The organism is Arenibacter aquaticus (assembly GCF_003957295.1).
In the GTDB taxonomy this organism is placed as follows: Bacteria; Bacteroidota; Bacteroidia; order Flavobacteriales; family Flavobacteriaceae; genus Arenibacter; species Arenibacter aquaticus.
In genome coordinates, this window is the sequence record NZ_RQPJ01000002.1 from 768,321 (window position 1) to 783,321 (window position 15,001).

The following is a 15,001-nucleotide window of genomic DNA, read 5'->3' on the forward strand; positions in this document are numbered from 1 at the left end:
CGATATAGTTGGGGAATACTTTTTACAATTATGGATATTCCTTACATAATTTTGTCAAGTGGTTTTCTATCCCACTGTTGAAGTTTTTTATATTGGCCCATAGCCATTCCCGTAACCGATTTAAATTGTGATGCCAAATGGCTACTGCTCTTATAATTAAGCCTATAACCAATTTCAGAAAAATTCAACTTATCCATTTGAATAAGCTCCTTGGCTTTTTCAATTTTTAGGTGGATATAGTACTTTTCTATAGTAATACCCTCCTTCCTACTAAACATTTTACTCAATACCGAATACTCCTTGTTTAACCTTTTGGACAAATACTTGGAGATATTGTCCACCTCGGCCAGGGTATCGTTATTAATGGTACTGATGAGTTCTATTTTAATATTTTCAATAATCATTTCTGCCGTATCCCTCACCCATTCAAAACCGTTGCTCTTAAGTATTTTTTCAATTGCGGCTTCATCGATATCTCCCTCATCCTTAAAAGTAATCTCTCCCAGTTCTATAGCGTGTATGCTTATGCCCGCCTTTGCAAATTCCTGTTCCAAAAGCGTTTTACATCTATTGCACACCATATTTTTAACGAGGAGTTTTTTCATCCAAATAGAATTTAGAAATTATCCCTGAGTAATTATTACGGCACAGGGCTGTAGTTGACAAACTTAAGTTAAGTAAAAATAGTAAGTTAATGGTACCTATTAAGTAACGGGTTATTATAATTTATGCCTTATTCAAAAACCAGATTCCCAAAAAACTCTGGCCTGTGAAAGTCGGGGTTTTCTGTTTTAATGGGATTCCAACTTAAATAGTGGGGCTCTGAAGTGGCGTCCCCGCACTTGTAAAAATTGCCTTTGGCGCTTAGGCCTTTTAGTTTAATCCCCGGGTTATGGCTAAGAGTATTTGCAGGTATTACAACGGTCATTTCCCAAGAGTGATCAGCTGTTCTTTCGGTAAATACCTGTGTTCCCAAGGAGCTTTGAACCCTAATGGAAGCTTCTATTGTTTCTGGAGCCAAAAACTGTCGGTCGCTTCTTCCCCCTCCAAAAGCCAAATGGGTAGTCCCAATACAATTAAACTCAAAATTATAATAGTTCCCATCCCCAAGGGGATCAAAAAAGAATTCCACACAGCTATCTTTATGTACGGCCCCATTGGTATCTGCAACGGTAGCCATTATACTCTTTTCCTCTACATAGTACTTTAACCAAATTTCATTGTTGCTATGGGCAATCCTAAAACTTACAGCGGGCATGTAGGAGTAGTTGTCCCAGTTGAGGATGTTGATGGAGTGAATGGCAGCCCGTTCTTCCAACAATTGAGATACCTTATCAATACTTACCCCCTCATAACCATTAATTTCTTTGACCTTAATCACCTTGTCACTGTTTTGAGTTTTTAATTTACAACCAACCGCTACCAGAAAAAAGCATAGCATGGCACATATACTTTCCCGCATTTTGTACAACCTTAGATGGGACCAAAGTAATCAGAATTTATAATGTGTTACAACAAACAAGGGATAAGGTTCCAAAATTTTTATCCGTTAAAAAGGCTTCCCACTATTTCGTACGATTTTAGTCGGTCTTCATGATCATAAATATGGGAAACCACCATTATTTCATTGACTTGGGTGGCTTTTAAAAAGGCCGAAAGCTCTTTTTCTACGGTCTCTCTAGATCCTACAAAACTATAATACATCATTTTTTGTATCTGAACCTTTTCCATTTCGTGCCATAGTCCGTCCATACTTTTCACTGGTGGGGGCAGGGGTTTTCTGGTATTCCTAATAATACCCAAGGCCAATTGTTGAAGACTGGTCTCCAGATGTCTGGCCTTTTCATCGGTTTCCGCTGCTATTACGTTAACGCAGGCAATGGTGTAGGGAGCCCCACATTGTTTGGAAGGTTCAAAATTTTGGTGGTATAACCTTAATGCATCATGTAGGTGGGTGGGTGCAAAATGGCTAGCAAAAGCATAGGGCAACCCCTTTAACCCAGCCAATTGGGCACTAAAAGTACTGGAACCCAACAAATACAAGGGAATATCCAAGCCTTCACCTGGTATGGCCCTCACCGCGGCATTGCTATTTTCCTTGGCAAAATAGGTTTGTAATTCCCCGATGTCCTTGGGAAAATCGTGCACGGTTTCGGAACGATTTCTTCTCAGTGCCTGTGCCGTTTGTTGGTCTGTACCTGGAGCCCTTCCCAAGCCTAGATCTATCCTTCCCGGATAAAGAGTCTCCAAGGTCCCAAATTGCTCGGCAACGATCAAGGGAGCATGGTTGGGCAACATAATGCCCCCGGAACCTACCCGGATAGTCTTTGTTGCCTCCGCTACCTGACCAATTAAAATAGGCGTTGCAGAGCTAACCAAACTCTCCATATTGTGGTGTTCGGAAATCCAAAATCGTTCAAAGCCCAAGCTTTCCGCATATTGGGCCAATGCCACACTCTTTTTAATGGATTGCCTTGGAGTGGATCCCTCTGCCACTGGGACAAGGTCCAAAACAGAAAATTTTATCTTTTTTAGATTACCCATATACTCCTTCATTTTCTTTTCTTTAGATGTATAATAAACCCCAAATCTAGGAAGGGGGTAAATACTGCAAAATTACGAAGTATGAAGTCATTGGCTGCAGCCAAACCTTACAATATATCCATTAATTTGGTGATTTTAGAAATGGTATGTATTGCATTGGGAACCTCACCAAAGCCATATTCCGCAAAAATAAAGGGTATATTGTTCCCCATGGCAGCTGTATAATCCCCTTGGGTATCCCCAACATATACGGGCTTGTCCACACCATTTCTCTCAATAAGCATTTTGATGTTCTGTGTCTTGGACAAACCTGTATCCCCTGAACATTCAAAATCATTAAAATAAGTGGCCATACCGTGGTATTCATAAAAAGCCTCTATGTATCCGGCCTGACAATTGCTCACAATAAACAGATTATATTTTTTTCCAAGCTGCTGCAGGGTGTCCTCCAAGCCAGAGTATAGCTTTGCTCCCGATGCTTTAATGTCCATAACCTCCTGTTCATAACAACTATTCATGACCTCATGCTGTTCTTGGCTACTTAGGTAAGAAAACAATTTTTTCCCTACCAGATCGTGCTGCATGCCCATAATGCCTTGTATAGCCTCCTTGGAGATTGGGTCCTTGATACAACTGAACCCATTTAATGCCTTATGCCAGGCCTTGACACTCATTTCCATGGGATCCCAAAGGGTGCCATCCAGATCGAAGATGATATTTTTAATATTGGTGGAAAAATTAGGCATCGGCTTTTTTTAATATTTTGAGGTAGGCCTCTTATACCAAGTTTACTACCTCTCCAGTTTTCGCCGATTGGTAGGCGGCGTCCACAATATCCAAAACCATTTGCCCTTCTTCCAGACCAGGAAAAGGCTGTTGCCTGGATTTAATACAATCTATAAAATGTTCCATTTGACGGGTATAGATTATTTGGTCGCAATGATCCTCCCTTTTTGGAAGCTCTGGCGCTGTTGTTACCGTGCCTTCGCCCTCTTTCATTTTTAAAAAGGTAGGAAAGAGATTGGCATATCCCTTGGTGCCGAATAGGCTGGTACTGGCCTCAGGTCCGTCCATGTGGGGGTGCCACCATCCACTTTCTATTATACTTTCCGTGCCATTGTCCCAGGTGATGACCAAAATAGCCGTGTCGTCCACGTCATAATCCCCAAATTCGGTTGAAATTCTGGCATATACCTTTATTGGTTTTGGGTCGCCCAAAATATAACGTACCGCATCAATGGCATGAACGCCCATATCGGCCAAGGCACCGCCCCCTGCCAATTCCTTTTTTGTGAACCATCCACTGGGGCCCCAATTTTCATGTATACCGTATCCCTTGGTCTTAAATATTTTCCCCAACTTACCAGAAGCTACGGTATCCTTAATGTACCGGGTATCCGTATCAAATCGCCACATATGCCCCACCATTACCAGTTGTTGGGCAGTATGTGCCACCTCTGCCATTTGTTGGCCTTCCTGGGCATTCATTCCCATAGGCTTTTCCAAAAAAACATCCTTGCCTTTTTCTAGGAAGGCAATAGCATAAGGCACATGAAACTGGTTGGGAGTACTTATGATAACTCCGTCTAAGTCCGGATTGTCCAATAGTGGCTCTATATTGTTCAGCGCCTCCTTGATATTGTATTTTAGGGCAAATTTCTCTGCATTTTCAAGATTCTTGGATACCACGGCCACAATTTCAACCTCCGGTATTGTCTGTAACCCACGGGCATGATAATCGGAAATAAATCCTGCACCAATTAGGGCTATTTTTACTTTTTTCATAATATTGAATTAAATATCCCCTCAAGGACCATAACATATTCCCTATAATGTTTCTTTCTTTTCACGGCCCATATTATTATAGGCCTCGAGCATTTTTTGCAAATGATCTGTCAATATAAAATCTACCCCTGCTTCCAATAAGGTCTTCACTTGACCTACCTCTTCGGCATGGAAGTAATTTACGCGCACCCCACGCTCTTTCAGTCTTTTTAGGTCTTGTGGGAGGTTTAGGCCATCTCTACTGCTCTTTATCTGAAGAAAAGGGAAACCCTTTTCTATGGTAGTGCTTATATAATTGTCCCTACTAAGAGTACGTTCCATATTACAGATCATGATGTGGGGGCTTATTTTTCTTACCCCTTTGGCCGCCTCCTCATTACAGGCTATTACCCCCTGGTGTATTCTATCTGCCTGGATCACAGCTTTGGCCGTTGCCGCTCCCAATTCTTCATCTCCCTTTAAATGAATATTAAGCCAAATATTTACTGGCATTATCTTAAGAGCCTCCTTTAAAGTTGGGACCTTTTCCCCTTTAAATTTTTTGGATTTCCATTTACCGGCATCCAATTCTTTTATTTGAGCTAGCGTTAAATCACTTACCCGACCCTTACCATTGGTGGTTCTGTTAACCGTTGCGTCGTGCATGATGACCAATTCATTGTCCTTGGTCATCTGAACATCCAGTTCTATCATATGGGCTCCCAATTGAATAGCTTCCTTAAATGCAGCTAGGGTATTCTCCGGATGGGTCTCATTAGCCCCTCTATGTGCACAAATGCCATTTTTAGGCATAGGATAGGGTCCTGAAAGGCCCGAGAAATTTTGAGCCGAAGCAAGGCTAGGGCACAACAGTAAAAAAACGAGACCTATGACTGTTTTCATTGTATTCATTTATCCATTGTAAGAACCATAAAGATAGCCATAAGGAAGTATTTGTTAATCCATTAACTCTGCAGCATGGGTATAAATCTTTGTAATGGCCTGGGCCAGCAGGTCCATATCTGCCTTGGATCCCATTAGGACCTTATGGTGTACACAAACCGACTCTTCCTTGAATATTCTCTCACAGACCGGCAGTGAAAATCTCTTGGGGTCAATGGCTTTCCAATAAGCTTCGTTTAGTTTATGCCTAGCAGGTTTGGTGTGTGGCACGTATAGGGAACAATTGTTTAAAGGCTCGTAGCTGGCGTCTACAACAATGCCCAATTCTGCCTCTAAGGCACTTCTAAATTTTTCTATAGGCAGCCCCTTAAATTCCTCTTTGTGATATCTAAAGGCAAAATTAAAGTATGCCTTTTTGGTTTCTCTTTTATCGCGTTTTATGGGTGATACCCCTGGAATTTCGCTGAGCAGGCTATTTAAATACTCCCCATTGGCATCCCTTGTGGCGTTTTGTGCCGGCAGGCGCTTAAGGCCTTCAATTAGGATAGCGGCTTGGAATTCGGTAATCCTAAGATTCCCGGACTGAATAAAATTACCGTCATCATCCCCATAATCGCCAGCCCCTTTGTCTACCTCCTCCGTGGCATCTGGCTCCGGCCTTCTTCCACAGTTTCTAAGGGCATCCAGTTTTTCGGCCAATTCAGAATTATTGGTGGTTACAGATCCACCTTCCCCAGCAGTCAAATGCTTGGACAACTGATAGCTGAAGCTACCAATATCCCCAATACTTCCTGCTTTTTTACCGTTCCATTCCCCGCCGTGTTTATGGGCACAATCCTCAATAACATATAGATTGTGTTTTTTGGCTATGGCCATAATAGCGTCCATATCTGCGAAGGCCCCGTATAAATGTACCGGGATAATAGCTTTTGTTCTGGGTGTTATGGCCTTTTCTACCTCTTTGGGGTCTATACACCAGCTATCCTCACAAACATCTACCAATACCGGAACCGCATTGACATCTATTACCGTTGCAGCCGTAGCCTGCCATGTAAGTCCAGGCACAATAACCTCATCCCCAACACCTACTCCCACTGCCTCCAAAGCCAGTTGCAAGGTAACAGTACCATTTACGGTACAAATGGCATGCTTCACTCCGGTAAACTCGGCGAAGCGTTTATTAAATTCGGTTTCTTTTGGGCCGTTATAGGACCAAACCCCACTATGTAATACATTGATAAGGGCAACTTCTTCCTCTTTGCCCCAAACCGGCCATTGTGGCCATGGGTTTTTGGAAGTATCCCTACTTGGAGCGCCCCCATTAATAGCTAATTTTTTCATACAGTACTAAATTGTATTCTGTTCTTACAAAATATTATCGGGTTACAGCCTACCCTAGGTTCCAACCTTCTATATTTAACTGCGCCTCACCGTCATATTCAAAGGTGGCGGTAAGCTTACGTTGCTCGCCCGGAAGCAGGGATAAAAAATTATCATCCCAAAAAATGGGAAGTATCAATTCTCCATTCTTTTTCTTCACGACCTTTAGGTTGATCAAAAAGGCAATATGTTCGGTGTTATTTTTAAGGACTACTTCCAATTGCTGATTACTCCCATCCCGATCAAAGCTATGCTCCTCCTCCAACTCAATTATGGGCAGGGTATTCAACTGTGTAAAATCAGCGTACTCCTTACTGGGAGTATGGAAAGCAAACGGCCCCAAATCGGCATCATAATCCAATACCTCCTCCTTTGTGGATAGCCAATAAAAATTATTGCCAATTTCTTCCTGTTCCGTATTGTACAATCTAAGGTCTACAAAATAAGTAGTGGTGAGGCCGTCCAATTCCGTCAATCCATAAATAGACTTGGATGAATCCGGTTCCAAATTTAAAGTAACCTGTTCGTCCAAAAGGATCTCGGATTCTATGGAATATACGCGTATGCGCGCCATTAGATCCTTTACGGGATACAAATGGTCGTTTACGGCATATATTTTATTGTCCCCATAATTGTAGATAAGGTTCAGGGGAGCACATGCCTTTTGTGTAGCGTAAAGGGCCGCAGTAGGATTAAGGTAATAATCGTACAATTGCCAATACATTTTTGGCCAGGCGGCATTGAGCATCCACTGCACAATTCCCGTGGCTTTCTTTTTTTCTACCTGAAAGGCTTCGAACATGGGCCGCATAAGCTCATAATTCATGGCCTGGGCCTTCTTATCAAATTCCTCCAAGGAGTCCGGTGCCCCATAGCGCTCCTCAATGGCGGTTGTAAACCTGCTTAAATCCGAAAATTCATACCTGCCGCAATGGTAGTCCCAGGATTTGCCCATGGGCCACAACTGTTCCTCCGGTATCATTTTTTTTAAACTCTCCAACTGCGGCACTTGGGCTCCCGGCCCCGTTTCCGTATTAAAGCCATAGGCGCCACCAAATTGGGTATCGGTGAACCAATATACCGGAGCGGTATAGGCATAGGGACCCAGCATTTTTACCCCTGATGAGCCACTAATTTCACTAATAACATCCTCGCTCCCTATTACGTGCTGGTCACTGCCTACACCTCCGGTCGAATTTAAATACGGCCTGGTAGGGTCATATTTGGCAAAGGTATCAATATACTTCTGCTCCAATTCCGTAATGGGTACCTTATCACTGGCTACGGTCCAGACAAAGATGCTAGGGTGATTGCGCAACCATATTAGCTGATCTTCCCAAGCCTGGGCAACATGAGCTATATCCTCAGGCTTATAGACCCCTCCAAAACGTTCATTTACCGGAACGCCCATATGGATCTCATGCTCCCAATGGCAGCTCCAGCCAACCATCAGTAAAATACCGTATTCATCACAGAGGTCGTACAATTTATGGTCTTTGCCCCAAAATCCTTCCAAACGAATACAATTAAGATTCATTTGTTTTACATATTTCACCTGTGCCTCTATGCTCTCATCGGTATCCATTAACAGCATATCATCTGTCCACCCGGCTCCTTTGATCAATACTTTTTGGCCATTTACCTTATATCCCCTGTGAATATCGTTTAACCAGTAATCCTCTATTTCTCGGATTCCAAATCTCGTATGGGTTTCATCCAGTACCTCCTGGGACTCCATAAATTTCAATTCCAGATCATACAGGTCCGGATTCCCTAATTGTACGGGCCACCAAAGTTTGGGCTCCTTAAAATGAAGGGCTGGAAACTCGCTACTCAAAAAACTGACCTCTTGCTTCGTATTGGGAGCAAGAGTTACTTTTTTACCAAAGCTCTTGGAACCAATATTACCTACTATTTCACCGCTAATGGTCTTGTCCGAATAATTTTTCACTTCTACCGATATGCTAACATCGGCAGCCTGTAAGCTATCTAAGTCCACTTGGGTCATTACAAATGGTTTCTCTAAACAAACCCCACCATGCAGATGTAAGGTAACGGGCCTAAAAATACCCATATTGCCGTCTGGTGGAGACGGGTTCCAATCTACAAACCCAATACTAAAATCCCCGGGTTTGGGCGGTATTACCTCTATGGCCAATACATTGGTACCTTCTTTAATTTGCTTGCTAACATCAAAAGAAGTTATGCGAAAGGCCCCGTCTATATCGCTGCTATTGGCTATAAGTTCACCATTTAACCACACATTGGCCTTATAGTTAATACCGTCAAAATTTAGGCTTGCATAATTATTGGCCTGTTCTTCCGAAAGCTCAAAGCTATTGGTATACCACCAAGGCACTTTAAACAAATGGGTAGGGATTTCCTTTAGATTTTCCCCAAAGTAGGGATTGCTATAGGTATTGTTATTTACCAAGGTGCCCAATACCGTAGAAGGCACCTTTGCAGGAATCCAGTTGGTTGATAGGGATGCATCCGTAGATAAGATCTCACCCTGGTCCGTAACTTCTTTAGAGCTTTGAATTTTCCAATTATCCGATAATGTCATACTGAAGGATTTGTTCATTCTTAATAGGCTTATAGTTCCTTCTTAGATTTAATTTTCTTTATGGTCCTTTTTGCCTTCCACATCATTCCCCCGCCAATAGATATTAGTATTAAACCAGCGACCATATCGGTCATATGTTCTACGAATGTTTCGGTAAAGATCATGGCAAAAAGTACAATAACCCCAAAAACCATAATGAAAAATCCAAGAGCATTATTAATTTGAGCGGCCTTTAAACCCGCATTTATTTCATTTGTCTCCATACTTGTTTTTTAAAGGGTTAAAAATGATTATAAATAGATGCCAATATAGAAAGTACGACAATAGACCATAGTTTTAAATTGTTCCACCAGTGTCTATCTTCCTTGGCAATGCCCTCGTAAATATACTCCGTGGGCAATAACAGCACTAATAGACCTATTAGTGCATACATTGAAAGAAATATCATTTTTGCAGTTTCTTGCGAAACCCCGGAAAGCCAGTCAAAATTGAACATATTACAGTTTTTTATTTTCCACTAAAATTTTAGAACGAAACACCAAGCCTTTAAGTTGTTCTTCGGTGTGCTTTTTGGTAAGCAAACTTACTACCACATTGACTATAAACCCTAATAGGAAAGACCACCAGGAAATATAGAGAAACGGATCTTCTATGGTAAAGAATTGTTCCTTAAACACATTTAGGTAAATGGCAAATCCAATACCAATGACCAATGCCGATAGGCCACCCCATTCTGTAGTTCGTTTCCAGAATATACCCAATAGGAGAATGGCAAATATTGGTCCTTGGAAATAGGACATAAAGGTTTGTATTGCCACGTAAATTCCAGGGAAATCGCTGCTAATAGGTGAGGTCGCAACTCCAATAAGCAAGAGCACCAGGGTCGTAATCTGTCCCACTTTTAAATAGTGCTTATCATCTGCCCCCTTTTTAATAAAAGGCTCGTAGATATCTTTTGTAAACAAAGTAGCCGTTGAATTCAACAATGAATCCACACTGGACATAAGACCTGCGAAAAATGCGGCGAACATTAATCCCACCAAACCTGGGGGCAGAATAGATTTAATCATCATAGGAAGTGCTTGGTCCCCATCGGCCAATCCGGGATGAACCACGACTGCCATAAGTCCAGGAAATAGCACTAAAATTGGGATAAACATTTTAAGGGCAGATCCAAAAATCATACTCGCCTTGGCGTGCCATTCGTTCTTGGCCGTAAGACAGCGCTGCACAATAGACTGGTTCCCTATCATGTAGGCATTGGCCATAACAAATGTTAGGCCGAATAAAATTCCAGTCCATGGAAAGGGCGATTTAGTATCCTGAGGTTGGATAATATCAAAGTGGTTGCGATACTCTGGTCCCATAGTTGAGATCTTCTCTACCATGTTATCCCAACCTCCCACTTCGTAAAGACTAAGAAAAACTAGGGCAAAACCTCCTATGAACATTATTACGAACTGTACTACATCGGTCATAATTACAGCCGTAATCCCTCCAAAATAGGTGTATAGACCAACCACGCCAGCAGTGGCAACAATTGAAATCCAGATGGGCCATCCCATAAGAACATTTAATAACACCGCACTGGCCCAAAAAAGAACCCCTAAATCCAAGGCAAAAAACAGTATCCAGGTGACCGAGGCAATGGTCCTTACTTTCTGATTGTACCGTCTCCCCAAATACTCCGGTATGGTATACATACCCCCTCGCCAGAAATAAGGAATAAAAATAAAAGCCGCCAACAACATGGCAGGAACAGAACCCACCCAGTCAAAATTACCAACAGAAATACCATATCTATATGCCTGTCCCGAAACCCCAACGAAATCCAAAGCCCCTATATCCGAAACTACAATGGACATCCCGATAGCCCAAAAAGGCAGGCTTTTACCCCCTAAAAAGTAATCCTCGGAATTATTGACAAATTTTTTGAAATACAGCCCCAGTAATAGCATTCCTACTATATAGGCTATTACTATAAAATAATCTATCCCTGCTAGCATTGTTTGGTGTTTTGGTTATTTACGTACAAATTAAATTGAAATAGCGGGGATTGAATAAGTAAATCTTATTTCATTTACATGATATTTTAACACAAGTGCAGGTTTTTTACCTAATTTACCGTTATTAAAGTTAAAATTGTAGCAGTTTCACCCTTGCCATTTCACAAGCCATACTTATTACTTATATACGGTATAAGGTAAATGCTATATGAATAGGTATTTCCAATTTAACAATATGATATAATCCCTCAACTTCTTCCGCGCTACAAAACCATGCCGTTTACAATAGGATAATATTCTTGCTAAAAATCAAACATATCTTAACCTAAATTTTCCCAAATCTTAATATTCACCCTAAAGGTGGTAAGATTCCATAAGTATCTAATAAAATACTATGCTTTTTGACGATAATTTTACAATAGATTTGTTAACTAACTCATATAACCCAACCAATTAATAGAGATAAATATGAAAAAAAGAAGCTTAAAATTTATGACGTTCTTTTTGTTCAGCATGGTCACAGGAATCGTGTTGGCACAACAAGGAGTAACAGGGGTCGTCACCAGTGATGACGGAGAATTACTACCGGGGGTATCCGTGGTAGTTAAGGGAACTACCAACGGTGTCACCACCGATTTTGATGGAAATTATAGTATAACGGTACCTAACAGCAGCTCTGTTTTGGTCTTTTCCTATTTAGGAATGGAAACCAAGGAGGTATCCGTAGGCAACCAAAGCACCATAAACGTAACCTTGTCCACCTCATCCGAGGAATTGGATGAAGTAGTGGTTACCGCACTGGGTATTTCCAGGGAAAAGAAATCCTTGGGGTATTCTGTTAGTGAGGTAAGTGGGGATGACATAACCACTGTTACACAGGAAAATGCATTGAATGCATTGAATGGTAGGGTTTCTGGGGTTCAGATTAATTCTACCGGTGGTACAGGATCCACTGTAAGTGTAATACTTCGTGGGGCCTCTTCATTAACTACGGACAACCAACCATTGTATGTAATTGATGGAGTTCCACTAAGCAGTAGCCTTACCAACGTAGGAACCGTAGGTAGTGGTGTTGCCGTGGATTACGGTGGCGGTATTGCCGATGTGAATCCAGACGATATTGAAAGTGTCTCTGTACTTAAAGGACCTAGTGCCGCTGCATTATATGGTTCCAGAGGGGGTAACGGTGTTATTTTGATTACCACTAAATCTGGTAAAAAGAGTAAGGGCTTAGGTATTTCCTTTAGTTCTAGTAATGTGTATGAAACTCCATATAAGTTCTTGGAAAAAAGCAATCGTTTTGCTAACGGTAGTAGGCCAGATCCCAACACTTCCCAAATAGATGAAACCTCTTCCGGCTGGGTAGGTCCTGAATTGGATAAGGGGTTAAGTGCAATTCAATGGCCATATACCGCTGAAGAAATAGCAAGTGGTGTAGCCAATGCAACACCTTTGACTTCCAAAGGACGGAACAATGCCAAAAATTTCTTTGAATCTGCCATAACTTCAACCAATACGATTGCTATAGAAAACAATACCGATCGTATGAATTACCGTTTGTCTTATACGAACATGATGCATGAAGGTTTTATTCCAAATTCGGATTTAGAACGAAACAGTTTAGCTATCAACAGTACCTTTGATGTTACGGACAAATTAAAAATCACCTCCAGTTTAAAATATGTTATTTCAGGTGCGGATAACAGACCATCAACCACCGATAGAAATGCAAATCCACTACAGGCACTATATGACATTAACCCGCATATTGATATTCGTGATCTGGAAGATTATTGGTTAGTAGAAGGCCAGCTTCAGAACGCACCTTATAATTTTGGTGATGACCCATCTGATTTTGAATACAACAACCCCTATTTTATGGCCTATGAAATAAACAACGGCTTTGAAAGAAAGAGGTTGTATGGTAATTTTCAAGCAGACTATGCGTTTTCCGATAAATTTTCCCTAATGCTGCGCTACGCCTATAATGATAGTCGCGAAGTAAGGGAAACCAAGATATCCAGTGGTTTTAGCAGGGAGCCAAACGGCGCCTATGGATTGGTAAACCTGGATGGGGTAGAAAGCAATGCTGATTTTTTACTTACGTATAAGGATAAGTTAAATGACGACTTCGACTTTAGTTTATCAGGGGGTGGTAATATTAGGAATGTAAACAATGGAGTTGTATCTACACAAACCAAAAATGGGGGCTCTGGTTTAGTTATACCAAACCTATTCCTCTTGTCCAATATAGCAGCCGACAATATTGATTATAATGAAACCCAATCCAAAGAACGTGTTAATAGTTTGTACGCCTTAGGTAATATTGGCTATAAAAATATGTTGTTTGTAGATGCAACGCTTAGAAATGACTGGTCCAGTACCTTGCCCGAAAGCGATAACGACTTCCTATATCCCTCAGTATCAACAAGTATATTACTGAACAATATGTTCGATATGGGCAACAAGGTATCTTTGTTCAAGCTAAGAGTAGGTTGGGCGCAGTCCGGTAACGATACCAGCCCGCACAATTTATTTTCTATCTTAAGCAATACAGGGGATTGGGGCCCTGCCTCACAGTTGGCGGTAGCTTCGGCCTTAAAGAACGATAATATTGAAGCCGAGCTTAATACTTCTACGGAATTTGGTTTTGACTTATCGCTTTTCCAGAATCGATTGAATATGGATTTCACCTATTACGAATCGAACAATGAAAATCAAATATTCCAAAAATCACTTCCAGTATCTTCCGGTGCCAGCACAAAACTTTTTAATGCAGGTAACCTGAACAGTAAAGGTTTTGAAGCCAGTTTGGGTGGTAAGTTAATTCAGGGTAATGAATTTAACTGGAATATGAACCTAACCTTTACAACCAATAAAACCATTATCACCGAATTGGCCCCAGGAACAGATTATGTTCAGTTTTGGAGCCAGGCAAAAGGAGGTGCATATACTTGGGTAGGTGAAGAAGTTGGTCAGATTGTTGATCGTGATTTTGTTAGGGTAGACGACCCCAATTCAGAATATTTCGGCTGGCCTTTATTGGACGATGAGGGTTGGGAGAACAGTGACCGTACCTTGTCCGATGAAGATGGGAACAGGGTTGCTCCGGTTATTGGCAATTACAACCCAGATTTCAACATAGGGCTACAAACATCCCTACAGTACAAGAATTGGAACCTATCCATGAACTTTGACTGGAGAAAAGGTGGACAGTTTGTTTCCCAGACCATGAGGTATTATGAGTCCGATCTACAGACAACCAGATGGCTTAATAAGGTATTTGATTTAAGTGATGTTGGCGATATCCCAACCTATATTAGAGATAATGCTGATATATTTTTATCGCCAGATGGTGAGTTTTACCCACTTGTTGGAGGACCAACTGCTGAAGATGGTGGTTTTCCTGTTGATGGTTTAAATGACGGCGTATTTTTACCAGGGGTCATAGGTTCCTATGATGACCAAGGTAACTTTATAGCCGACCAAGAGAATATTGGTGGACCAGGTACACAATACCATACCTATGGTGACAACTACGCTTGGGATTTTACCAGGGCTTCAACCTTTGATGCCGATTTTGTAAAACTAAGACAGATTTCTCTTGGCTATACCTTTGATAACAAAATAGCCCAGAAAATAGGAATGCGTAATTTATCACTATCGCTGTTTAGTCGTAATATTATCCTATGGACCAAAGCGGGAATCAACATTGATCCAGAATCTGCCTTCCAGAATTCTCAGGGCAACCTGTCCCAAGGGGTTGAGAGATATAACATTCAGCCATGGGCAATACCTGTAGGTCTTAAACTAAACGCAAGTTTCTAAAAATATTAAA

The 15,001-nt window shown here is 41.4% G+C and carries 12 protein-coding genes; 1 reads left to right on the forward strand and 11 read right to left on the reverse strand.

What is annotated here, in order from left to right:
* Positions 1–41 precede the first annotated feature (41 nt).
* The 11 genes from EHW67_RS06090 to EHW67_RS06140 all read right to left on the reverse strand — a co-directional run bounded on the left by EHW67_RS06090 (position 42) and on the right by EHW67_RS06140 (position 11,163).
* Positions 42–605, reverse strand: a complete 564-nt coding sequence (locus EHW67_RS06090; RefSeq protein ID WP_238389854.1) for a helix-turn-helix domain-containing protein — start codon at positions 603–605, stop codon at positions 42–44.
* Between the two features lie 128 nt (positions 606–733).
* Positions 734–1,381 carry a carbohydrate-binding family 9-like protein gene (locus EHW67_RS06095; RefSeq protein WP_158285082.1) on the reverse strand — a complete coding sequence of 216 codons (648 nt, stop codon included), beginning with the start codon at positions 1,379–1,381 and terminating at the stop codon, positions 734–736.
* Between the two features lie 161 nt (positions 1,382–1,542).
* Positions 1,543–2,556 carry an LLM class flavin-dependent oxidoreductase gene (locus tag EHW67_RS06100; protein ID WP_126161467.1) on the reverse strand — a complete coding sequence of 338 codons (1,014 nt, stop codon included), beginning with the start codon at positions 2,554–2,556 and terminating at the stop codon, positions 1,543–1,545.
* 95 nt (positions 2,557–2,651) lie between these two features.
* Positions 2,652–3,290 (reverse strand): HAD family hydrolase, encoded by a 639-nt coding sequence (locus EHW67_RS06105; RefSeq protein ID WP_126161468.1) that lies wholly within the window; start codon positions 3,288–3,290, stop codon positions 2,652–2,654.
* A 31-nt stretch (positions 3,291–3,321) separates the two neighbouring features.
* Entirely contained in the window at positions 3,322–4,329 is a 1,008-nt protein-coding gene (locus EHW67_RS06110) for a Gfo/Idh/MocA family protein (protein WP_126161469.1), read from the reverse strand.
* Between the two features lie 42 nt (positions 4,330–4,371).
* Positions 4,372–5,211: a glycerophosphodiester phosphodiesterase gene (locus EHW67_RS06115; RefSeq protein ID WP_158285083.1), complete on the reverse strand. Its 840-nt coding sequence runs from the start codon at positions 5,209–5,211 to the stop codon at positions 4,372–4,374.
* Positions 5,212–5,265: 54 nt separating this feature from the next.
* A complete protein-coding gene (locus EHW67_RS06120) occupies positions 5,266–6,552 on the reverse strand; it encodes a DegT/DnrJ/EryC1/StrS family aminotransferase (protein WP_126161471.1) in 1,287 nt (428 codons plus the stop codon).
* 49 nt (positions 6,553–6,601) lie between these two features.
* Positions 6,602–9,175: a glycoside hydrolase family 2 protein gene (locus EHW67_RS06125; protein ID WP_126161472.1), complete on the reverse strand. Its 2,574-nt coding sequence runs from the start codon at positions 9,173–9,175 to the stop codon at positions 6,602–6,604.
* 11 nt (positions 9,176–9,186) lie between these two features.
* Positions 9,187–9,420, reverse strand: coding sequence for an uS11 family ribosomal protein (locus EHW67_RS06130; protein WP_126161473.1), 234 nt, complete (start codon positions 9,418–9,420; stop codon positions 9,187–9,189).
* A 17-nt stretch (positions 9,421–9,437) separates the two neighbouring features.
* Positions 9,438–9,653, reverse strand: a complete 216-nt coding sequence (locus EHW67_RS06135; protein ID WP_126161474.1) for a hypothetical protein — start codon at positions 9,651–9,653, stop codon at positions 9,438–9,440.
* A gap of 1 nt (position 9,654) precedes the next feature.
* On the reverse strand, positions 9,655–11,163 hold the full coding sequence (locus EHW67_RS06140) for a sodium:solute symporter family protein (RefSeq protein ID WP_126161475.1): 1,509 nt from the start codon (positions 11,161–11,163) through the stop codon (positions 9,655–9,657).
* Between the two features lie 468 nt (positions 11,164–11,631).
* On the opposite strand from EHW67_RS06140, the gene EHW67_RS06145 reads away from it, so the two are divergent.
* Positions 11,632–14,991: a SusC/RagA family TonB-linked outer membrane protein gene (locus EHW67_RS06145; protein WP_202911911.1), complete on the forward strand. Its 3,360-nt coding sequence runs from the start codon at positions 11,632–11,634 to the stop codon at positions 14,989–14,991.
* The last annotated feature ends 10 nt before the right edge of the window (positions 14,992–15,001 follow it).